This is a genomic window from Parageobacillus sp. VR-IP, assembly GCF_013357975.1.
Taxonomy (GTDB): Bacteria; Bacillota; Bacilli; order Bacillales; family Anoxybacillaceae; genus Saccharococcus; species Saccharococcus caldoxylosilyticus.
The window spans coordinates 1-20,416 of sequence record NZ_JABVYQ010000001.1 but is presented as its reverse complement, the minus strand read 5'-3'; the positions used below and the strand labels follow the sequence as shown (position 1 = coordinate 20,416).

17 protein-coding genes, 22 tRNA genes and 2 rRNA genes are annotated in these 20,416 nt (G+C 44.0%); 5 read left to right on the top strand and 36 right to left on the bottom strand.

Annotated elements, in window-relative coordinates:
- Positions 1-64: 64 nt before the first annotated feature.
- From HT574_RS00200 to HT574_RS00180, 5 genes are all read right to left on the bottom strand, one after another.
- Positions 65-751, bottom strand: coding sequence for a zinc metallopeptidase (locus HT574_RS00200; protein WP_026078591.1), 687 nt, complete (start codon positions 749-751; stop codon positions 65-67).
- A 240-nt stretch (positions 752-991) separates the two neighbouring features.
- The gene (locus HT574_RS00195) at positions 992-1,819 is read right to left on the bottom strand and encodes an aldo/keto reductase (RefSeq protein WP_175243038.1); all 828 of its coding nucleotides are present in this window, start codon (positions 1,817-1,819) and stop codon (positions 992-994) included.
- A gap of 102 nt (positions 1,820-1,921) precedes the next feature.
- Positions 1,922-2,536: an NAD(P)H:quinone oxidoreductase gene (gene wrbA, locus HT574_RS00190; RefSeq protein ID WP_017436605.1), complete on the bottom strand. Its 615-nt coding sequence runs from the start codon at positions 2,534-2,536 to the stop codon at positions 1,922-1,924.
- Between the two features lie 308 nt (positions 2,537-2,844).
- On the bottom strand, positions 2,845-4,110 hold the full coding sequence (locus tag HT574_RS00185; RefSeq protein ID WP_175243037.1) for a dicarboxylate/amino acid:cation symporter: 1,266 nt from the start codon (positions 4,108-4,110) through the stop codon (positions 2,845-2,847).
- A gap of 152 nt (positions 4,111-4,262) precedes the next feature.
- Complete coding sequence (locus HT574_RS00180; RefSeq protein ID WP_175243036.1) at positions 4,263-5,303, bottom strand: TRAP transporter substrate-binding protein; 1,041 nt, start codon at positions 5,301-5,303, stop codon at positions 4,263-4,265.
- Between the two features lie 114 nt (positions 5,304-5,417).
- Between HT574_RS00180 and HT574_RS00175 the strand changes: the two genes are divergently transcribed.
- The gene (locus HT574_RS00175) at positions 5,418-6,995 is read left to right on the top strand and encodes an ATP-binding protein (RefSeq protein WP_175243736.1); all 1,578 of its coding nucleotides are present in this window, start codon (positions 5,418-5,420) and stop codon (positions 6,993-6,995) included.
- A 12-nt stretch (positions 6,996-7,007) separates the two neighbouring features.
- Complete coding sequence (locus HT574_RS00170; protein ID WP_175243035.1) at positions 7,008-7,688, top strand: response regulator; 681 nt, start codon at positions 7,008-7,010, stop codon at positions 7,686-7,688.
- Positions 7,689-7,708: 20 nt separating this feature from the next.
- Here the strand turns inward: HT574_RS00170 and HT574_RS00165 are convergent, their stop codons facing one another.
- A complete protein-coding gene (locus HT574_RS00165) occupies positions 7,709-8,686 on the bottom strand; it encodes a LacI family DNA-binding transcriptional regulator (protein WP_061580325.1) in 978 nt (325 codons plus the stop codon).
- Between the two features lie 88 nt (positions 8,687-8,774).
- On the opposite strand from HT574_RS00165, the gene HT574_RS00160 reads away from it, so the two are divergent.
- Complete coding sequence (locus HT574_RS00160; protein WP_169735614.1) at positions 8,775-8,942, top strand: hypothetical protein; 168 nt, start codon at positions 8,775-8,777, stop codon at positions 8,940-8,942.
- Between the two features lie 178 nt (positions 8,943-9,120).
- Positions 9,121-9,867: a hypothetical protein gene (locus tag HT574_RS00155; RefSeq protein ID WP_175243034.1), complete on the top strand. Its 747-nt coding sequence runs from the start codon at positions 9,121-9,123 to the stop codon at positions 9,865-9,867.
- A 116-nt stretch (positions 9,868-9,983) separates the two neighbouring features.
- Here the strand turns inward: HT574_RS00155 and yhbH are convergent, their stop codons facing one another.
- From yhbH to queG, 5 genes are all read right to left on the bottom strand, one after another.
- Entirely contained in the window at positions 9,984-11,141 is a 1,158-nt protein-coding gene (gene yhbH, locus HT574_RS00150; RefSeq protein ID WP_175243033.1) for a sporulation protein YhbH, read from the bottom strand.
- A 241-nt stretch (positions 11,142-11,382) separates the two neighbouring features.
- A complete protein-coding gene (locus tag HT574_RS00145; protein WP_017436595.1) occupies positions 11,383-13,278 on the bottom strand; it encodes a PrkA family serine protein kinase in 1,896 nt (631 codons plus the stop codon).
- A gap of 318 nt (positions 13,279-13,596) precedes the next feature.
- Complete coding sequence (gene trmL, locus HT574_RS00140) at positions 13,597-14,070, bottom strand: tRNA (uridine(34)/cytosine(34)/5-carboxymethylaminomethyluridine(34)-2'-O)-methyltransferase TrmL (protein WP_017436593.1); 474 nt, start codon at positions 14,068-14,070, stop codon at positions 13,597-13,599.
- Positions 14,071-14,095: 25 nt separating this feature from the next.
- A complete protein-coding gene (locus HT574_RS00135) occupies positions 14,096-14,962 on the bottom strand; it encodes an amidase domain-containing protein (RefSeq protein WP_175243032.1) in 867 nt (288 codons plus the stop codon).
- Positions 14,963-15,019: 57 nt separating this feature from the next.
- The gene (queG, locus tag HT574_RS00130; protein ID WP_175243031.1) at positions 15,020-16,162 is read right to left on the bottom strand and encodes a tRNA epoxyqueuosine(34) reductase QueG; all 1,143 of its coding nucleotides are present in this window, start codon (positions 16,160-16,162) and stop codon (positions 15,020-15,022) included.
- 71 nt (positions 16,163-16,233) lie between these two features.
- On the opposite strand from queG, the gene HT574_RS00125 reads away from it, so the two are divergent.
- Complete coding sequence (locus HT574_RS00125) at positions 16,234-16,899, top strand: B3/B4 domain-containing protein (protein ID WP_175243030.1); 666 nt, start codon at positions 16,234-16,236, stop codon at positions 16,897-16,899.
- 276 nt (positions 16,900-17,175) lie between these two features.
- Here the strand turns inward: HT574_RS00125 and HT574_RS00120 are convergent.
- From HT574_RS00120 to HT574_RS00005, 25 genes are all read right to left on the bottom strand, one after another.
- Positions 17,176-17,247, bottom strand: a tRNA-Glu gene (locus tag HT574_RS00120).
- 8 nt (positions 17,248-17,255) lie between these two features.
- Positions 17,256-17,348: transfer RNA gene (locus tag HT574_RS00115), tRNA-Ser, on the bottom strand.
- Between the two features lie 3 nt (positions 17,349-17,351).
- Positions 17,352-17,426, bottom strand: a tRNA-Asn gene (locus HT574_RS00110).
- A gap of 175 nt (positions 17,427-17,601) precedes the next feature.
- Positions 17,602-17,678: transfer RNA gene (locus HT574_RS00105), tRNA-Ile, on the bottom strand.
- A 4-nt stretch (positions 17,679-17,682) separates the two neighbouring features.
- A tRNA-Gly gene (locus HT574_RS00100) sits at positions 17,683-17,753 on the bottom strand.
- A gap of 9 nt (positions 17,754-17,762) precedes the next feature.
- Positions 17,763-17,835: transfer RNA gene (locus HT574_RS00095), tRNA-His, on the bottom strand.
- A 12-nt stretch (positions 17,836-17,847) separates the two neighbouring features.
- Positions 17,848-17,923 (bottom strand) — tRNA-Thr (locus tag HT574_RS00090).
- Positions 17,924-18,111: 188 nt separating this feature from the next.
- A tRNA-Asp gene (locus tag HT574_RS00085) sits at positions 18,112-18,187 on the bottom strand.
- Between the two features lie 8 nt (positions 18,188-18,195).
- Positions 18,196-18,269, bottom strand: a tRNA-Met gene (locus HT574_RS00080).
- A gap of 30 nt (positions 18,270-18,299) precedes the next feature.
- Positions 18,300-18,392, bottom strand: a tRNA-Ser gene (locus tag HT574_RS00075).
- A 15-nt stretch (positions 18,393-18,407) separates the two neighbouring features.
- Positions 18,408-18,484: transfer RNA gene (locus tag HT574_RS00070), tRNA-Ile, on the bottom strand.
- A 9-nt stretch (positions 18,485-18,493) separates the two neighbouring features.
- Positions 18,494-18,567: transfer RNA gene (locus HT574_RS00065), tRNA-Met, on the bottom strand.
- Positions 18,568-18,593: 26 nt separating this feature from the next.
- A tRNA-Ala gene (locus tag HT574_RS00060) sits at positions 18,594-18,669 on the bottom strand.
- 12 nt (positions 18,670-18,681) lie between these two features.
- Positions 18,682-18,755, bottom strand: a tRNA-Pro gene (locus tag HT574_RS00055).
- 3 nt (positions 18,756-18,758) lie between these two features.
- Positions 18,759-18,835 (bottom strand) — tRNA-Arg (locus HT574_RS00050).
- Between the two features lie 3 nt (positions 18,836-18,838).
- A tRNA-Leu gene (locus tag HT574_RS00045) sits at positions 18,839-18,924 on the bottom strand.
- Between the two features lie 6 nt (positions 18,925-18,930).
- Positions 18,931-19,005 (bottom strand) — tRNA-Gly (locus tag HT574_RS00040).
- Between the two features lie 13 nt (positions 19,006-19,018).
- Positions 19,019-19,100: transfer RNA gene (locus HT574_RS00035), tRNA-Leu, on the bottom strand.
- Between the two features lie 4 nt (positions 19,101-19,104).
- Positions 19,105-19,180: transfer RNA gene (locus HT574_RS00030), tRNA-Lys, on the bottom strand.
- Between the two features lie 152 nt (positions 19,181-19,332).
- A tRNA-Thr gene (locus HT574_RS00025) sits at positions 19,333-19,405 on the bottom strand.
- A gap of 155 nt (positions 19,406-19,560) precedes the next feature.
- Positions 19,561-19,636 (bottom strand) — tRNA-Phe (locus tag HT574_RS00020).
- Between the two features lie 110 nt (positions 19,637-19,746).
- A tRNA-Val gene (locus HT574_RS00015) sits at positions 19,747-19,822 on the bottom strand.
- A 12-nt stretch (positions 19,823-19,834) separates the two neighbouring features.
- Positions 19,835-19,951 (bottom strand): 5S ribosomal RNA (gene rrf, locus HT574_RS00010).
- A gap of 43 nt (positions 19,952-19,994) precedes the next feature.
- Entirely contained in the window at positions 19,995-20,126 is a 132-nt protein-coding gene (locus HT574_RS20150) for a hypothetical protein (RefSeq protein ID WP_256409422.1), read from the bottom strand.
- Between the two features lie 59 nt (positions 20,127-20,185).
- A 23S ribosomal RNA gene (locus tag HT574_RS00005) occupies positions 20,186-20,416 on the bottom strand; the annotation flags it as partial.

Sequence of the window (20,416 nt, the reverse complement as noted above, 5' to 3'; positions counted from 1 at the left end):
GGTTTCCGGGCGCGGGTCATGCGCCCGGATCACACCTCCTACAGATAAGTTTAAGTTTATGTCGTTATTCTTCATTATTATTTTGTGTAAAAATTAACACGTATTTTAACAATTCTAATACGGAAATGAGCGTCGCTGCTACATATGTCAATGCAGCCGCTCCCAACACTTTGTTGACGCCGCGCTTTTCATCCGGATAAATAAGCCCTTCCGCCAGCATAAATTTTTTCGCCCGCGAGCTGGCGTTAAACTCTACCGGCAGCGTAATGACTTGAAAAGCAACGGCAAAGGAGAAAAAAATAATCCCTAAACCAATCAGCGAAAGTTGGTGAAGCAAAAATCCGATCAGCAATAAAAACGGCGCTACTCCTGATGTGAAGTTTACGATTGGAAACATGCGATGACGGAGCACTAGCGCGCCGTATGCTTGCTGATGCTGCACCGCATGTCCGACTTCGTGTGCGGCTACCGATATGGCGGCAATCGACCGGCCATAATATACCGGTTCCGACAAGCGGACCACACGCGAGATCGGATCATAGTGATCCGTTAATCTTCCTGGAATCACTTCGACCGGTACATCATAAAGACCGTTGCGATCTAAAATCATCCGCGCCACTTCCGCGCCTGATAAACCGGAAGAAGCAGGAACTTGCGACCAAGTATTGAAGTTGCTTGACACTTTCAATTGCGCCCATAGCGCAATGCCAAAGGCGATGATAATAAGAAAATCCATCGGATGGAATAGCAGCATGACAGCTCCCTCCGTTATTTCTGCGCCATATTAAGAAATGTGTATACTAATATTTATTGTACTTTATGATTATTTCATACGTCAAATCATACAATTTGTCATTACGTGGACGATCATCCTTTTGCGAAAGAAAGCAATGATCCTCGTTGGATACAAAAAAAGCGAAATCACAAATGCAAACTTTATTTTGGCAAAAAGGGGACCTTCCCGACGGAAAGGTCCCTTTATTTTATGCCATCAAAAGTTGAAATTATCTGGATCTGGCCCAATTCGTTTATTTAAATTAAGCGCATCAATTTTTGCCATTTCTTCCGGCGTTAGTTCAAAATCAAAAATATCAGCGTTTTCTTTAATACGCGCCGGGGTTACGGATTTTGGAATCGTGACGACTTCGTTTTGCAAATCCCAGCGCAGCACGACTTGAGCAGGCGTTTTTCCGTACTTTTTGCCAATTTCAACAATCGTCGGCTCTTGTAAAATTTCCCCTCTCATCAGCGGCGACCATGCTTCAAGCTGAATGCCATGCTGCTTGCAAAATGCATGGAGCTCTTTTTGCGTCAACCGCGGATGATATTCCACTTGGTTGACCATCGGTTTAATTTCGCAATCGGCCATTAAGTCTTCTAAATGATGGATTTGGAAGTTGCTGACGCCGATCGCCCGCACAAGACCGTCTTTATACAACTTTTCCAACGCCTTATACGTTTCTTTATACTTCCCTTTGACCGGCCAGTGTACTAAATATAAGTCAACATAGTCAAGGCCTAACTTTTTCAGGCTTGTTTCAAACGCTTTCAGTGTTGTTTCGTATCCTTGATCAGTGTTCCACACTTTTGTTGTAATAAATATTTCTTCACGTGGAATTCCTGATTCACGAACCGCTTTTCCTACCCCTTCTTCGTTTTGATAAAACGCTGCTGTATCTACATGGCGGTAGCCGATTTCCAACGCAGTACGCACCGCGTTGATTACTTCCTCTCCCTCTTTTACTTTATAGACTCCAAGTCCAAGCCACGGCATTTGCACCTCATTATGTAATGTCACCCGGTCTTGTAAATGTTTCATATTTTCTCTCCTTTTCTAAAATTTTTCCACTTTATATTATGTTGGCGCAAGGAGAAAAAAGCAAAGCATATGCATAAAAAAGATGAGGAAAAGCCTCATCTTTTATTGTTGCATTCCGTTTTTCACCCATTGTGCGACTTGAACGGTACGGCGCGCTTGGTGTTTCACGGCTGCCTCTGCATTTTCTACTATTTTTCCATTTTGATCCACCGTTACACTCGTTCCGTACGGATTTCCTCCTGCGGCAAAAATAGATGGATCCGTATATCCAGGCGCTACGACAATGGCACCCCAATGGTACATGGTTGTATACAGCTGCAAAATGGTTTGTTCTTGACCGCCATGTGCGTTTCCCGCGGATGCCATGGCGCTAACCACTTTATTAGCAAGCTTTCCTTGCGCCCATAATCCGCCAGTTGTATCTAAAAATTGCTTTAATTGGGAAGGTATATTGCCAAAGCGAGTCGGAACGCTGAAAATAATGGCATCCGCCCATTCTAAATCCGCTAACGTAGCGGTCGGAACGTCCTTCGTTGCCTCTGCATGCGCTTTCCATGCCGGATTCGATTCAATTGCTTCTTTCGGCGCAAGTTCAGGAACTTTGACTACTTTTACTTCCGCCCCTGCTTCTTTTGCTGCTTCTTCCGCCCATCTTGCTAATTGGTAGTTCGTACCTGTAGAGCTGTAATAAATGATCGCCAATTTTACATTTGCCATGACTCTTCTCTCCTTTGCGCAAATTTTTCCATGTTCATTTTGACAGTATTCCCAGAACTCCCTAAATGATAATTTGTCCGATTTTTTTCTTTCATTCATTACTTTACTTTTTTAAGGGCCGCCAAAATATTTAATTCTTAAATCTCGAATTCGAGATTTATTATATAAAACATTGGCTTTCATTGTCAACAAAAAAATGCTTTCCTGCCATTTGGCGGGAAAAACCTCCCGCCTTCTATTCCCCGCTATGACATGGCAGCGGAGAAAATAATACGCCGGCAGAAAAGCATCTTCCCTATTCGTCTATTTTAGTTCGCAATACTGATATTCGTTTTTTCTACATTTTGCTCTGCAGAAGGATGAAATTCATTTTCCATTTTGGAAACAACAACCGTTGCTACTGCATTACCAATGATGTTCGTAATGGCGCGCGCCTCCGACATAAAACGGTCAACGCCAAGCAACAAAGCGATGCCTTCTACTGGAATCATTGGGAAGGCGGCCAGCGTGGCAGCCAGTGTAATAAATCCTGAACCCGTTACTCCCGCTGCTCCTTTGGAAGTGAGCATTAAAATGCCGAGTAACGTAAGCTCTTGCCAAATGCTTAAATCAATGCCGTAGGCTTGCGCAATAAACATAGCTGCCATCGAAAGGTAAATAGACGTTCCATCCAAGTTAAATGAATATCCCGTCGGCACAACAAGCCCGACAACCGATTTGGAGCATCCATATTTTTCAAGGCGTTCCATCAACTTTGGCAGCGCCGATTCTGAAGAAGATGTGCCAAGCACAAGCAAAATTTCTTCTTTGATATAAGCAATAAATTTAAAAATATTAAATCCATAAAACTTAGCGATCGCACCTAACACACCAAAAATAAACAATGCCATCGTAATATATACAGAACCCATTAATTTTCCTAGCGACAATAATGAACCGATTCCAAACGTGCCAATCGTATACGCCATCGCACCAAACGCAGCAATTGGCGATACTTTCATGATCATATTCACAACACCGAAGAAAATGTCCGCCAAACGTTCAAATAATGTAATAACCGGCTTTGCTTTTTCTCCTAACCCTGCCGCAGCAAGTCCGAATAACACGGCAAAAAATAAAATCGGCAGCAATTCGCCTTTCGCAAGCGCCCCAACAACATTATCTGGAATAATGCTAAGTAAAAACTCAATGACACCGTGATTTACTTCTTCTGCCTGTTTCGTATATTGCGACACATCGCCGCCTTTTACGGCATCAGTATTAAACCCTACCCCTGGTTTGACCAAATTAACGACAATAATTCCGATTGCTAAGGCAAATGTAGTAACAATTTCAAAGTAAATAAGCGCTTTTCCGCCGATGCGGCCAACTTTTTTCAAATCTCCCATGTTTCCAATTCCAATCACAACCGTGAAAAAAATAATCGGTGCAATCACCATTTTGATTAACTTAATAAATGCATCGGCAAGCACTTTCAATTTCGAGCCAAATTCAGGAAATAAAAAACCAACGATAATTCCTAATATAATTCCAATAATTACTTGCACGGTTAAGCTTTTAAACTTGCTCCGCATTTCTCCCCTCTCCTTTCGTTGTCCTGATAACGCTTTCAATCACCATGTTACCGCAATGTTCAGAAAATAAAAATATTATGTTAATAATGGTCTTTTTGTTCTTTTTGGTCTTGCAAAGAAAAAAAGGCCTTATTTTAAGGTCGCTTTCTGTTTTATCTTTGTTTGATTTCGCGCAGCAGTTTGTCGCCAAACTCTTTTGCAAACTGGTCATACAAAGGCGCAAATTTCTGTTCCCATCGCTTTTTTTCTTCTTCAGATAGTTCATAAATATGAATATTTTCGTTTTGCTTTATTTCTTCTAATTCCTGTTCATTTTGATTTTTCGATTGCTGTAGATTCCACATGGTTGTTTCCTGAATCGCTTCCGTTATTTTTTGCTGGATATCTCTCGGCAAACTCTCCCAAAACGATTTGTTCATCATCACCGCATAGCCAAGATATCCGTGGTTGCTGATCGTTATATATGGCTGAAATTTGTAAAAGCCTTTCGAGTAAATATTAGAAATCGTATTTTCCTGTCCATCAAATTCATGCTTTTCTAAGGAACGATATACATGATCAAACGAAACGACAATCGGTTCGCCGCCCAGCAAGCGAAATTGCTCTTCAATCACTTCGCTTGGCATAATACGAAAGCGCAATCCGCGAAAATCATCAGGGCGGACCAGCAAACGAGTTGTGCTCGTCATTTGTTTAAAACCGTTGCTCCACAACGCCAATCCCTTAATTCCTTTTGAATCTAACATCGCTAAAAGCTGTTTGCCTACACTTCCTGTAAACGTCCGCTCCACATCGTGGTAGTCTTGAAATAGATAGGGTAAATCTAATACTTGCCATTCAGGAATTAATTCCGTCACTTTGGAAAACGTCGGCGCAATCATTTGCACGTCACCATGCAATAGTGCGTCCATTTCCTCGCCATCGGAATATAAAGAACCGTTCGAAAATACTTCTACTTTTACACGGCCATTTGTTTTTTTTTCGACAAGATCGGCAAACTTTTGCGCCGCCAATCCTTTTGGCGTATTTTCCGCTACTACATGGCTAAAATAGATAACAATTTGCTTTTTTAGCCCTTGTTGCTCATCATCATATACCATATTTTCATTGCGAAAATGCTGTTTTAGTAAAAACGCTGCACATCCTAAACAAATAAGCAAAACAAGAGATGACACCCACCATTGCTTTTTCATATTCCACACCATTTATGAATAAGTTTTTTAATCAAATTTTATCATATTGTCGAAAAATGCTAAAATAATCAACAAAATTATATTATTTTCCATGAAGACGAGGTATTCGTTGTGATGCATCGGCTATCCATTCGCTGGAAAATCACCATCTTAATTTTTTTTATCGTTAGCTTCTCCTTATTGTTAAGCGGAATGTTTGTCATCGGCGACTTTTTTCACACAAAAGAAGAGGAATTGCGGCAGCGGGCATTGTTGACGGCACGGACGGTATCCGAGCTTCCTGAAATCAAATCACATATTGTCGGAACCCAAAAAGAACGATCTTCCATCAACATCATTGTCGAACGTGTTCGCATTATTCATAACGCCGACTACATTGTTGTTCTTGATATGAATAAAATTCGCCTTTCCCATCCGGTCCCATCCATGATTGGGCGTGTTTCCCGCGGCGTCGATGAAGGCCCGGCCTTTGCGGAACATACTTACACTTCGAAAGCGCACGGCGAAATCGGCACTGTCATTCGTGCATTCGTTCCAATTATGAACCAAGATCACCAACAAATCGGCGTCGTTATCGCGGCATATCGATTGCCAACTTTTTTCGAAGTGATCGATGCTTTAAAAGAAGAAATTTTGATTGCCATAAGTCTTTCTTTACTCATCGGCGGAATCGGGGCTTGGCTGCTTGCTTCCCATATTAAACGGCAAATGTTTCAGCTTGAGCCTCATGAAATTGCCAAACTGCTTGTCGAACGTACCGAAGCCTTTAACGCGATGCACGAAGGGGTCATTGCGATTGACAGTGATGAAAAAATCACTATTTTTAATAACCGGGCAAAACAGATGCTCGGCGTTAAAGGTGATGTGATCGGCAAACCGATTCGTTCTGTTATTCCTGACACGCATCTGCCGGAAATATTAGAAATTAACCAGCCTATTTATAATAAAGAATTGCAGATAGGAAACTTGACGATTTGGAGCAATCGCATTCCAATTAAAGTCAATGGCAAAATCGTCGGTGCCATCGCTATTTTCCAAGATCGCACAGAGATAAAGAAGCTAGCCGAAGAGCTGACAGGTGTTAAAGCTTTCGTCAGCGCTTTGCGTGTGCAAAATCATGAATATATGAATAAACTTCATACGATCGCCGGATTAATTCAATTAGGACACCAAGAAAAAGCGCTTGAATACGTCTTTCAAGTGACGGAAGAACAAAAAGGGTTAACCCGTTTTTTAAGCAAACATATTAAAGACGAAAGCATTTCCGGTCTGCTTCTGAGTAAAGTCCGCCGCGGCAAAGAGCTGGGCATTCATGTGATTATCGACCGTCATAGTCGTCTGCATGCTTTTCCGCCTACATTGGACCATCATGATTTCGTCGTCATTCTTGGAAATTTGATTGAAAACGCTTTTGACTCCTTTCAAGGCATTACGGATCGGGAAAAAGAAATATATGTAAGCATCGAGCAAAATGAGGAAATTTGTTCTCTCTCGGTGGAAGACAACGGCCAAGGCATTGATCCGGAGCATCTCGACCGCATTTTCGAGGAGGGGTTCTCCACCAAAGGCAAAAATGGACGAGGCATCGGTTTGTACTTAGTCAAGCACATTGTGGAAAAAGGAAAAGGGCATATGGATGTAAAGTCGGAAAAAGGAAAAGGAACAATATTTACGATTACTTTTGACATGTAAGGAGGGAGAAGATTGTACCGCGTACTGCTCATTGAAGACGATCCGATGGTACAGGAGGTGAACCGCCAGTTCATCGAACAAGTAGAAGGATTTACAGTAATCGGCGTTGCCGGAAACGGGATCGAAGGAATACAACTGATCCGCGAACTTCATCCCGATTTAGTCATTATCGATATTTATATGCCCGAGCAGGACGGCTTGGAAACATTAAAAGAAATTCGCTCAAAAGGGTATGAAGTCGATGTCATCGCCATCACCGCAGCAAGCGACATCGATACCGTACGCCGTGTACTGCAAAACGGCGCGTTTGATTACATTATGAAACCCTTTAAATTTGAACGCCTTAAACAGGCTCTCGAAAATTACCATGCATTTCGCCAAACGTTAGCCGAAAAAGAAACGCTAACACAAAAAGAGCTAGATGCTCTTTTGCAAACGCCGGAACAGCAAACATTGTCGCATGACGGGCTACCAAAAGGATTAAACGAAGTGACATTGCAAAAAATCGTACATTATCTCCGGAAACAGGCAAGCCCCGTTTCCGCCGAAGAAGTTGCCGAAGGGGTCGGTATCGCCCGGGTAACTGCCCGCCGCTATTTAGAATACTTAGAAAAGAAAGGGGAAGTCACTCTCGACGTTCAATACGGCGGAATCGGGCGCCCGGTAAACCGGTACATGATGAAACACATATAAGGAAAACAGCTGCCATGTTCTTATACCGATGAGCGTTCCATGAAACGAACAGGCAGTTTTTCCTTTTTCTTCACGATATTCCCCGTTTCGATGTAATGATAGATAAGACGAAAGGCCTTCGTTCCCATCAGCGCAAGCGGCAGCTCCATCGTCGTAATTTGCAGCGGTTCTGAAATCGGGTGATTATCGAAACTGACAATCGCAAGATCGTCAGGGATCTTTACCCCTTCTTTTCTCCCCCACAACACGATGCCCGCCGCCACTTGATCGCTCGATACAAGCAGCGCGCTCGGCTTTTCGGACAGATCCATCCATTGATGGATCACCCGCTTTCCGTCTTCGACGTATAAACAATGGTCAAAAATCCACTCTTTTCGCGGTTCAACACCAATTTGCCGCAGCGTGTCATAATAGGCCGTTTCCCGCGCTTTGCTATTTGTTCCTGTCGTTCTTCCGATGCAATAACCGATGTGCCGATGCCCTTTCCGAATTAAATAGCGCAACGCCTTAGCAAACGCTTCATAATGGTCAATATAGACAGATAAAAAATCTTTATCTCCAACATCCTCGCATAACACGATTGGCCCATTTTCCTTGTACGCCTCGATTACGTCCCAGCCCGCCACATGCGAACAAATAATAAGCCCGTCGACTTGTTTCATTCGTATCATTTCCAATGCTTCTAATTCCTTTTCCACATCGTAATTCGTTTGAAATAGCAAAAGGTGGTACCGGTGACGAAGCGCCTCTTTTGATATCCCTTCCAATATGGCGCCGAAATACGGGTGATTCACGTAGGGAAGCATGACCCCGATAATCGACGTTTTTCCTTTTGCTAAATGAACTGCATTAATGTTTTTCGTGTAATTTAATTTTTCTACCGCTTCCCATACCGCATTTCTTTTCTCTTCTCGCACGTAAGGATAGCCGTTTAGCACCCTTGACACCGTTGCCACGGAGACCCCTGCTTCTTTGGCGATTTCACGGATATTTGCCATCGTATCACCTTTTTTCAAAAAACTATTGCATTGAAACGCGTTTCATACATTATTGTATCCTCAAACAACATAAAGGAGGAATAAATCGATGATAAGCGGAATATTGTTGATTTTGTTTCTATGTGCAGTTGAATGGATTGGAGCTTATATAGCTTTAGAAGCCAATCCCCAAGCAAAGCGGGAAGATTATCATAAAAACGACCGTTCATGCAACGGTAGAACTTCGCAAAAAACGATTGACAGACGTATGAAATAAAAGAAGTGATGTTGGGAGATCATGACTTTTCAAAAATTATTTCTTGCCACAAACATGTTCTCCCTTTACGCTGCTAATCGTCCAGTAACTATTGTAACAAAAACATTTATCATCGAAACATTTCTCCTTCATGTTTCAACTGATATAATAAAATGTATAAACTTAAGGAGGAATGGTGATGCAATTAGCTTGGAAGCCATTGATAACTGCCATCATGGTCATCGCTCTGGTTTCAGGGTGCGGAACGAAAGAAACAAACGGAGGAAAACAACCGAATTCTTCTAATAACGACACAAACCAAACGGAAACGACGCAATCGGATCATATAGGGCAATCAGAGGCATCGCAACCTTCGAGCGGCGTCTCAGAAAACGGCACCACTAGCGCAGAAGAAAACAAACAACAAGAAACGCGTCCTTCCGAAATTCAATTATCTTATATGGCCGATGGAAAAGAAGTGAAAGAAACTGCTTCTTTAAAAACAAGCGACAACCAAGGTTTTTCCTTATATGTACTAAAAGGCTGGAATCTTGATGCCGAAGAGCCTCATTCCGATGTGTTGCTGCACGATAACAGCTTCGTCAGAATCCGCCTCCTTCATGTGGAAGGAAACGGAACAGATTATGGGAAACTAGCTGAAGAACACGCACAAGCAGTGTCTTCCGACGCTGTTCGCCAGGACAGCACAAATCTTCCAGAATCATTGAAAGGAGCCGCTTGGTATACCGCACACTCGGAAAACATGACGGTTCATGTCATCGGTACAAGCAGCCCTGTTCCTATGCTGGTGATAATTCAAACGCCAAAAGATAAGGAAGAGCTTGCTCCTATTTTAGCAATGATTGAAACGATACGAAAAACGGATTCGGCAAAGCTGGACAAAGAAGCGGCAGACCCGAATGAATCTGTCAGCTCCTCCAATTAGAATACTTTCTTCAACATCTATCCATTTGAAGAAGAAAATTGGTCCTGTTTCTGCACGCAAACGGGACCTTTTCTTATGTCAGCAAACAAAAAAAAAACCCTATTTGAAACAAAGGGTTATACGTATGCCTTATTTTCTTCTTTCCGAAAAAATGTTTTCATCGCATGAAACACATCAGACTTTTGTTTTAAAATGTAATAACGGAACTTTTCATCTTTAATATTTTTGTAAGCGGACATCAGTGTAGAATGGCGATTGTATTGATTGACTTCTCCATATCCAAACATGTTCGACACTTTCATTAGTTCTTGAACAAGCTTCACGCAGCGAGCATTGTCCGATGTCAAGTTATCGCCGTCAGAGAAGTGGAACGGATAAATATTATAGCGCGATGGTGAATATTGCGTTTCAATTAGCTCCAACGCTTTTCGATAGGCAGAGGAACAAATCGTGCCGCCGCTTTCCCCTTTGGTGAAAAATTCATCTTCGGAAACTACTTTTGCCTCCGTATGATGAGCAATAAAGGCGATTTCCACCGTTTCATATTTTGTACGTAAAAAACGTGTCATCCAAAAGAAGAAACTGCGAGCCATATATTTTTCCCATAATCCCATAGAACCGCTCGTATCCATCATGGCCAGTACCACGGCTTTTGACTCTGGCTTGACTACTTCATTCCACGTTCTAAATCTTAAATCTTCGCGATAAATCGGATAAAAACTTGGATTTCCATTCATCGCATTTCTCTTAAATGCGGCGAGCATCGTTCGTTTTTTGTCAATATTCCCCGTTAAACCAGTACGGCGAATATCATTAAATTCGATATGTTGCACAACATTTTGGTCTGCTTCTTTTCTTTGCAAATTCGGCAGCTCCAATTGGCTGAATAGTGCTTCTTCCAATTCCATCAACGATACTTCTGCTTCATAATAGTCTTGGCCAGGCAAGTCACCGGCTCCTTGCCCTTTTCCAGGTCCCTGTCCCTCCCCAGCTCCTTCTCTTGCCACCACATCGCCAACTTGGCTGTCTCCATCCCCTTGGCCGACATGTTTATTTTTCTCATAGTTATAACGAATTTTATATTCATCTAAAGAACGGATCGGAATTTTAATCACATCGCGTCCGTTTGACATAATAATGCTTTCTTCGGTAATTAAATCCGGCAAATTATTTTTAATCGCTTCCTTTACCTTTTCCTGGTGACGTTTTTGGTCGTCATGTCCTTTCCGATGGAGGGACCAGTCTTCTTTCGATACAACAAAGTTTCCTTTCATTTTTCCCCTCCTCATCTAAAATAATTTTCACACTTTTTTCTTTTCAGCATATACTTATGTTGGCGTCAAAAAACATATTTATATAAATGACAGTTTGTTTACTCTATCCTATGCAAAAAATCAAAATAATTGACAAATTATTACGAGAGTTACAAACTCAATTTTAAGTGGACAAGCCTGATTTCTTCTGCGTTTGTGCTCAAATGAGAGTAAAAAAGCATGCCTAACGGCTTTAGGCATGCTAGCGGTTTAATAGGCTGCCGACATAGCGGAGCAGTTCATTGGCAGACGTGGAATTATAACCGTATTCATCAATCAAGCGTGCCACAACCTCATTAATTTTCTTTAACTGCTGCTCATCCGGAGTTTTGGTGGAAGTGGTGATTTTTACAATGTCTTTTAAATCAGCAAATAATTTCTTCTGAATCGCCTCCCGCAGCCGCTCATGTGAATTGTAATCAAATTTTTGTCCTTTCCGTGCGTAGGCGGAAATACGAATCAAAATTTCTTCCCGGAATGCCTTTTTTGCATTTTCCGAAATGCCGATTTGCTCTTCAATGGAACGCATCAGCTTTTCATCCGGATTCATTTCCTCGCCTGTCAGTGGGTCGCGCAGCTTCGTTTTATTGCAATATGCCTCTACGTTATCCAAGTAATTGTCCATCAGTGTTTTCGCTGATTCTTCATACGAATAGACGAATGCTTTTTGCACTTCTTGCTTCGCGATTTCGTCATATTCCTTTCGCGCAAGGGAAATAAAGTTCAAATACCGCTCTTTATCTTCTTTGGAAATAGATGGATGCTGATCAAGCCCTTCTTTTAACGAACGCAGTACATCGAGCGCATTAATCGATGGAACTTCCTTGCGAATAATGCACGCGGAAATCCGGTTAATAACGTAGCGTGGGTCGATGCCGCTCATTCCTTCATCCGGGTGTTCCTTTTTCAACTCCTCGACATCGACCTCATTAAAACCTTCGATCATTTCCCCGTCATACAGGCGCATTTTCTTGATAAGATCCACATCTGGCCGTTTCGATTCTTTTAATCTTGTCAAAATCGTAAACATAGCGGCAATTCGCAGCGTATGCGGGGCAATATGCACATCGGCGACATCGCTTTCGCGAATCATTTTTTCATAAATGCGTTCTTCTTCCGAAACGCGCAAGTTATACGGAATCGGCATGACAATAATCCGCGAATGAAGCGCTTCATTCTTTTTATTGGCGATAAACGAGCGGTATTCCGTTTCGTTCGTATGGGCGACAATTAATTCGTCAGCGCTTATTAACGCAAACCGTCCTGCTTTGAAATTGCCTTCCTGCGTTAAAGAAAGCAAGTGCCAGAGAAACTTTTCATCACATTTTAGCATTTCTTGGAATTCCATGATTCCGCGATTCGCTTTATTTAGCTCTCCGTCAAATCGGTAAGCCCTTGGATCTGATTCTGAACCGTATTCAGCAATGGTGGAAAAATCGATGCTTCCTGTAAGATCCGCAATATCCTGCGATTTCGGATCCGACGGGCTGAACGTCCCAATGCCGACGCGTTTATTTTCCGAGAAGAAAATTCTCTCCACCATTACATCTTCAATGCGCCCGCCATATTCTTTTTCCAATCGCATCATGTTCAGCGGCGAAAGTTCTCCTTCAATGCGGATGCCATATTCCTTATAAAAATCGTCACGTAAATGATGGGGAATTAAATGAAGCGGATCCTCATGCATCGGGCAGCCTTTAATCGCATACACGGCGCCCCGTTCTGTCTTCGAATATTCTTCTAGCCCCCGTTTTAGCAATGTAACAAGCGTTGATTTTCCGCCGCCAACAGGTCCCATTAACAACAAAATCCGTTTGCGTACATCGAGACGTTTTGCCGCTGGGTGGAAATATTCTTCCACCAGGCGTTCAAGCGCTTCTTCTAATCCAAACAAGTGATCACTAAAAAACTTATACCGTTTTCTTCCGTTTACCTCCTCTACTCCTGCATCTTTAATCATATTATAAACACGTGAATGTGCGGACTGAGCAACCCACGGTTTTTCTTTCAAAATCTCTAAATACTCCGCAAATGTTCCTTCCCATCTTAACCGTTCTTCTTCTTCACGATATTGTGCAATTTTCTTTAAAATATCCATAAAGGACCTCCTTATCCTTGATGTCTAACAGCAAGATTATTACAATGTATGCAAGGATGTCCCGTATCATTCGTTGCAAAAAAAATTTTGTCTCATTGTTCCAACCGCGCCTCCATTCACAAGGCTTGTCATATTCGCTATAATGAAGGAGACAGAACCATCATTTCGTAAAGGGGGAATCGCGATGCGTACATTGCTTGTATTAGGTGTGATCATCGCTTTTTTAAGCGCAATCTTTACAGCTGGTTATGAAGATAAACCGGGCGTGAAAAATTAATGCCAAAAAAAACGACCTCCTTTTCAGAAGGTCGTTTTTTATTAAGATAAACCATTAAATTTTTGCTGGCGCAGCGCTTCATACACCAAAATCGCCGCCGTATTCGATAAATTTAAGGAGCGGACTTTGTCGTTCATTGGGATGCGCAGGCAACGGTCCATATTTGCCTCGAGCAAATCTTTTGGCAATCCCGTTGTTTCTCGGCCAAACACAAAAAAAAGGTCTTTTTCGGTATCGCTAAAATCAAAGGAATCATAATATTTTTTGCCAAACTTCGTGATAAAATAAAACTCTCCGTGCGGGTACTGCTCAAATAACTCGTCTAGCGAGTCATAATAAGAAATATTGACATACGGCCAATAGTCCAGCCCCGCGCGCTTTAACATTTTATCATCTGTAGAAAAGCCAAGTGGACGAATCAAATGGAGTGCCGTATCGGTCGCCGCGCAAGTGCGGGCGATGTTTCCTGTATTTGCTGGAATTTCTGGTTGGTACAATACGACATGTAATGGCATAATTGCTTCACCCCAAACGATAGCATTATTTTCGGTCGATAATATGAAAAAACTTATAACGGATATTCGGCGTGTACGCACTAGAATCTTCGTACGACCAGTAACGCATGCGGCTGTTGGTAGTATGCGCGTTTACGAGCGGCATCCCATCTTTATCCTTCGCCACGACGATCGTCGAATGGTCAAAACGGCCGTTCCCTTGAAAATCATAACAAATAACATCCCCAGCCATCAATTGTTCTGGCGATGATACTTCCACAGTCTGCAATCCAACGCGCGATCCACTTAAATACCAACGGAACGAATGTGCCACCGCCCAGCTATAACTCCAACTGTTGTTTTTGCACCACCATCCTTTAGCGCGGTTCGGATATCCGGTCATCGGCGCTCCGCCGGCATATAAACATTGTGATACAAAATTAGTGCAATCGACATCAAACTTCGGAAACGCCGGATTATAGCTGTTCCACCATATTTCCGCATAACGCACCGCCTTTGCCCGATTATATTCATAGGAAATTCGCTCATCGACTGGCATCTCGCGTTCTAAACGCGGGGAATCCATTTCCCCATCCGTTTTGCTTACCTTTTCATCTTTTACTAACTCTCCATCCAAAAAATACGCCTGTCTTTCCTCTATTTGCTCCTCGACGTACATCTCACGGCCATGCTTGATCAAAAACTGATAATGAGCGCAATAAGAAAGCCTTGCTTCGTTTTCCATTACATGCTTGCCTACAACTTGGCAATGGATCGTGCAACGAACTATTTCCGCCCCGCGTTTTTCGCACAGCTGCCTTTTTCTCTCTACCGCTTCCTCCATCATATCGTCCCTGGTAGAAACAAATAGTTGCGCCTGCGTTTTCAGCAAATGTTGCAGTTGCTTTTTCACGTCGCTCCCCACTTTCTTTTTTGTTACTACCTTATGTGGCAAAGAGCGAAACTTTCCCTATTCTTTCGATGCTTGCAACAATTGCAGGCCTTTTTCTATTTCAGCAAGAACTTCTGGGTCTTTTTCTGTTTGGCTCGCTTTTTGTAAATCCGTAATTACACTTGTATCACCGATTTTTCCGAGCGCCCATGCCGCTGTACCGCGAATGACTGGACGACTGTCTTCTTTTAATAACTTTAACAAATGCGGGATGGCTGTTTTATCCTTATAGTGTGCCAAAGCTAAAATGGCGTTGCGCTGAATCGGTTTTTTCCCGCGCCACGATCCCGCCACCGGGCCGAATTTCTCTTTAAATTCGCGGTTGCTGATATGCAAAAGCGGAATCAACTTTGGCTTTGCCACTTCCGGATCTGGTTCCATCTCTGGGTGTAAGTGAAAATCTTTCCCCTTATTTTCTGGACAAACCATTTGGCACGTATCACAGCCATATAAGCGGTTTCCGATTTTATCGCGAAACTCATCGGCTAAAAAGCCTTTCGTTTGTGTCAACAATGAGATACATCGCTGCGCATTTAACTGTCCACCTTGCACAAGCGCTCCCGTTGGGCAGGCATCAATACACTTCGTGCACGTACCACAGCGGCTCTCAATCGGTTCATCGGGAGGAAATGGAATATTGGTAATCATCTCTCCTAAATAAACAAAAGAGCCAAACTCAGGAGTAATAATGGAGCAGTTTTTACCACTCCAGCCGATTCCTGCGCGCTCGGCAACGGCGCGGTCCGCCAGCTCCCCAGTATCTACCATCGATTTGACACGGGCTTGTGGCACTTTTTCCAAAATAAACGCTTCTAATTTCTCTAGGCGCTCACGCAAAATATCGTGATAGTCCTTTCCCCATGACGCTCGGCAGAAAATCCCCCTTCGTTCCGTTTTCGTACCGCGGGGAGCGTTTCTCATTTTCGACGGGTATGCTAAAGCAATCGCAATGATCGATTTTGCTTCCGGCAAAAGCAGGGAAGGATTTGTTCTCTTTTCAATATCCGGTTCTTCAAACCCTGATTGATATCCTAACTCCTGCTGCCGACGTAATCGCTCCTTTAGCTCCACAAACGGATCTGCGCTGGCAAAGCCAATTTTATCAATTCCGATTGTTTTGCTATATTCAATAATTTCCTTTTTAAGTGCCATCACATCCATCGCAATCCCTCCTTTCCTCAAATTTCGCAATCTATGCTACAATGAAAGAAAAAATCCGAGGTGAGAAATACATGGAAGCGATTGTTGCCGGAGCGCTTAAACAAATGATCCCTTCATTTAAATTAGGAATTATCCTTTATCATCATATCGTTGTCGACGATTCTCCGCAAATGCTAAAAGGAAGACTCCAATTATTTCAAGAATCGATTTACTTTGACCTTCAGGAAACTGCCATTGCCGATATTCCTGAACTGGCGGAATGGCGCAAAATCTTTAAAACCATCGGAACGGATCCAAGCAGATACCGCCCTTCCTCTGAGAGTTTGTACCGGCGGATTCAGAAGAAAAGTTTTATCTCAACGATTCATTCCGCAGCTGACGTCAATAATTTCTTTTCACTGTATTATAAAATTCCAATCGGTATTTATGATCTCGATAAACTGGAGGGACCGATTACGATTGATATCGGAACCGAACAAGACGAATATATGGCAATCAACGGACGTCCCGTTAATTTTGCCCAAAAGCTTGTGTCGAAAGATATGCATGGACCTTTCGGAAGTCCAATTGTCGATTCCAAGCGAACTGCTGTCACCAAAGAAACCAAAAACGCCATACAAATTGTCTATTTACTGCCTTCCATGCAACGAGAACAGTGTGAAAAAATATTGGAATCAATGAAAAACATGTTTTTCCAAATTCATGGAGGAGAGGCAGCGTTTCAATTATTAACATAAAAAAATAAAAACGCAATGCCTCGTTCTTCCTAGAAACGAAACACTGCGTTGTCCCCATAACCGTTATTGACAATGAAGCGAGTAATGATAATAAATCCCATTGCGTACAGCTTATGCTTTTTTCCTTGCCAAATGGAACTAACAGTATTAATTATAGCAGACAATATATGATATTGCAACGATAAAACGCAAAATTCGACAAATTTCGTTTTTCTCTGTTAACAATATTTTTTGTGCATAAAAGAAGAAAAGCACCAGTTATTCCGGTGCTTTTGATGACCCGTACGGGATTCGAACCCGTGTTACCGCCGTGAAAGGGCGGTGTCTTAACCACTTGACCAACGGGCCATATTCAATGGCGGAGAAGGCGGGATTTGAACCCGCGCGCCGCAAAACTGCGACCTAACGGTTTAGCAAACCGTCCCCTTCAGCCACTTGGGTACTTCTCCGTATGGCTCCGCAAGTAGGATTCGAACCTACGACCTACCGGTTAACAGCCGGTTGCTCTACCGCTGAGCTATTGCGGAACAATAAAACCTAACAAAAAGCCGTCTTTCGGTATACTTACTGCCTCTTCCTCTACCAGCCGTCTCAAGAAGCTAAATGCGCTGAAGCAATTTGGAATGGATTTATTTCGAGAAACAATGCAAGATAAAGTGAATCTAATTATAGTTTAACTCATGATAAGATAATATGCAATAATGGTGGGCCTAAGTGGACTTGAACCACCGACCTCACGCTTATCAGGCGTGCGCTCTAACCAGCTGAGCTATAGGCCCAAGAAGCGGGTGATGGGAATCGAACCCACGACATCAGCTTGGAAGGCTGAGGTTTTACCACTAAACTACACCCGCATATCATAGGGCGACTAGTGGGAATCGAACCCACGCATGCCAGAGCCACAATCTGGTGCGTTAACCACTTCGCCATAGTCGCCACAATCTAGTCTGGTGCCGGCTGCAGGACTTGAACCCGCAACCTACTGATTACAAGTCAGTTGCTCTACCAATTGAGCTAAGCCGGCACGAGAAGCATGACATACATGCTTAGTTTTTGTGTCCCTTCCTCTTCTAGCCCATTCAATGATGTTGGATGCGTCGGGACAACTCGAGGCAAATTCACAGAAGCTTAAGCTCGTCTCTACCAATTGAGCTGAGCCGGCATAGGGAATTTGTCTATACTTCAATTATTTCGTTGCTTAATTTTTAGGAATGGCGGTCCCGACGGGACTCGAACCCGCGATCTCCTGCGTGACAGGCAGGCATGTTAACCACTACACTACGGGACCTATACAGATTGCGGGGGCAGGATTTGAACCTGCGACCTTCGGGTTATGAGCCCGACGAGCTACCGGACTGCTCCACCCCGCGACGATAAAAAGGAATAGCTGACAAACTCTATGGCGGAGGAGGAGGGATTCGAACCCCCGCGCGCCTTGCGGCGCCTCTCGGTTTTCAAGACCGACCCCTTCAGCCAGACTTGGGTACTCCTCCAGCAAATTGAAAATATGGTGGACCTTGTAGGACTCGAACCTACGACCGGACGGTTATGAGCCGTCTGCTCTAACCAGCTGAGCTAAAGGTCCATTACAATGTGGCGGCGGAGGGGATCGAACCCCCGACCTCACGGGTATGAACCGTACGCTCTAGCCAGCTGAGCTACGCCGCCATGAATTACAAATCATTTAAACCAGATGGTGGAGCCTATCGGGATCGAACCGATGACCTCCTGCGTGCAAAGCAGGCGCTCTCCCAGCTGAGCTAAGGCCCCATATGACCAAAATCGGGAAGACAGGATTCGAACCTGCGACCCCATGGTCCCAAACCATGTGCTCTACCAAGCTGAGCTACTTCCCGTTATGGCGCGCTCGAGAGGATTCGAACCCCTAACCTTCTGATCCGTAGTCAGATGCTCTATCCAATTGAGCTACGAGCGCACGTGCCGAGGGCCGGACTCGAACCGGCACGGTAGTTACCTACCCCAGGATTTTAAGTCCTGTGCGTCTGCCAATTCCGCCACCCCGGCGAATGATGGAGCGGAAGACGGGGTTCGAACCCGCGACCCCCACCTTGGCAAGGTGGTGTTCTACCACTGAACTACTTCCGCGTACACTTAAGCATGCGGGTGGAGGGACTTGAACCCCCACGCCGTGAGGCGCCAGATCCTAAGTCTGGTGCGTCTGCCAATTCCGCCACACCCGCAAGGTGGTGAGCCATGGAGGACTCGAACCTCCGACCCTCTGATTAAAAGTCAGATGCTCTACCTACTGAGCTAATGGCTCGTGCGATGAATCAAAACACTCCGTATTTTCGTTGTCCCTTCCTCTTCTAATTTATTCAACGATGCTGGATGCGTCGGGACAACTCGGAGCGAATTCATGGATATTTAGCTCATCGCTTTCCTGCTGAATTAATGGGTCGCGCATTGTAGCAGTGCCGGCTGCAGGACTTGAACCCGCAACCTACTGATTACAAGTCAGTTGCTCTACCAATTGAGCTAAGCCGGCATGAGAAGCATGACATACATGCTTAGTTTTTGTGTCCCTTCCTCTTCTAGCCCATTCAATGATGCTAGATGCGTCGGGACAACTCGAAGCAAATTCACAGAAGCTTAGGCTCGTCTCTACCAATTGAGCTAAGCCGGCACACGAGAAGAAGTAGGTGGTGGCTCGGGACGGAATCGAACCGCCGACACAAGGATTTTCAGTCCTTTGCTCTACCGACTGAGCTACCGAGCCGAATCAGTCATATAAACAAATTTATGTAAACCTTCCTGTATTTTCCATGACAGAGGATTCATGGATATTCAATATGTCAAGGCATCGCTTGGTGTTTCTATATACAACCGTGGTGGAGGATGACGGGATCGAACCGCCGACCCCTTGCTTGTAAGGCAAGTGCTCTCCCAGCTGAGCTAATCCTCCCTTTATAAACTTGCCTAGCGACGACCTACTCTTGCAGGGGCGCTGGCCCCAACTACCATCGGCGCTGGAGAGCTTAACTTCCGTGTTCGGGATGGGAACGGGTGTTTCCTCTCCGCTATAGTCACTAGACAAGTAATGGACAAGTTTTATTATAATGGAACTATACTCATTGTCAAGAGGTTTTCATTCCTTCAAAACTAGATAACCGTCTGCTTGGAAGAAGCCAAGCGCCTCCGCTTTTCGCGCTGTCTAGCTCCGGCTCGCCGCCGCTCGGGGTCAAATAACCTTCGCCTTCGGGATGCAAGCATCCCTCCAGGCGAAGAACATTTGCCCTTCGCGGCGAACCGCTCGCCTTCGCTTTTCTTGGTTAAGTCCTCGATCGATTAGTATCCGTCAGCTCCACGTGTCGCCACGCTTCCACCTCGGACCTATCGACCTCGTCATCTTCGAGGGATCTTACTCGCTTGACGCGATGGGAAATCTCATCTTGAGGGGGGCTTCACGCTTAGATGCTTTCAGCGCTTATCCCTTCCGCACATAGCTACCCAGCGGTGCCCCTGGCGGGACAACTGGTACACCAGCGGTGCGTCCATC

Coding starts and splice junctions, on each gene's coding strand:
- wrbA (WP_017436605.1), bottom strand. CDS start 2,536: ATGGCAAATGTAAAATTGGCGATCATTTATTACAGCTCTACAGGTACG.
- HT574_RS00125 (WP_175243030.1), top strand. CDS start 16,234: ATGGAAGCGATTGTTGCCGGAGCGCTTAAACAAATGATCCCTTCATTT.
- HT574_RS00160 (WP_169735614.1), top strand. CDS start 8,775: ATGATAAGCGGAATATTGTTGATTTTGTTTCTATGTGCAGTTGAATGG.
- HT574_RS00175 (WP_175243736.1), top strand. CDS start 5,418: ATGCATCGGCTATCCATTCGCTGGAAAATCACCATCTTAATTTTTTTT.
- yhbH (WP_175243033.1), bottom strand. CDS start 11,141: ATGAAAGGAAACTTTGTTGTATCGAAAGAAGACTGGTCCCTCCATCGG.
- queG (WP_175243031.1), bottom strand. CDS start 16,162: ATGGATGTGATGGCACTTAAAAAGGAAATTATTGAATATAGCAAAACA.
- HT574_RS00145 (WP_017436595.1), bottom strand. CDS start 13,278: ATGGATATTTTAAAGAAAATTGCACAATATCGTGAAGAAGAAGAACGG.
- HT574_RS00165 (WP_061580325.1), bottom strand. CDS start 8,686: ATGGCAAATATCCGTGAAATCGCCAAAGAAGCAGGGGTCTCCGTGGCA.
- trmL (WP_017436593.1), bottom strand. CDS start 14,070: ATGCCATTACATGTCGTATTGTACCAACCAGAAATTCCAGCAAATACA.
- HT574_RS00185 (WP_175243037.1), bottom strand. CDS start 4,110: ATGCGGAGCAAGTTTAAAAGCTTAACCGTGCAAGTAATTATTGGAATT.
- HT574_RS00195 (WP_175243038.1), bottom strand. CDS start 1,819: ATGAAACATTTACAAGACCGGGTGACATTACATAATGAGGTGCAAATG.
- HT574_RS00155 (WP_175243034.1), top strand. CDS start 9,121: ATGCAATTAGCTTGGAAGCCATTGATAACTGCCATCATGGTCATCGCT.
- HT574_RS00180 (WP_175243036.1), bottom strand. CDS start 5,303: ATGAAAAAGCAATGGTGGGTGTCATCTCTTGTTTTGCTTATTTGTTTA.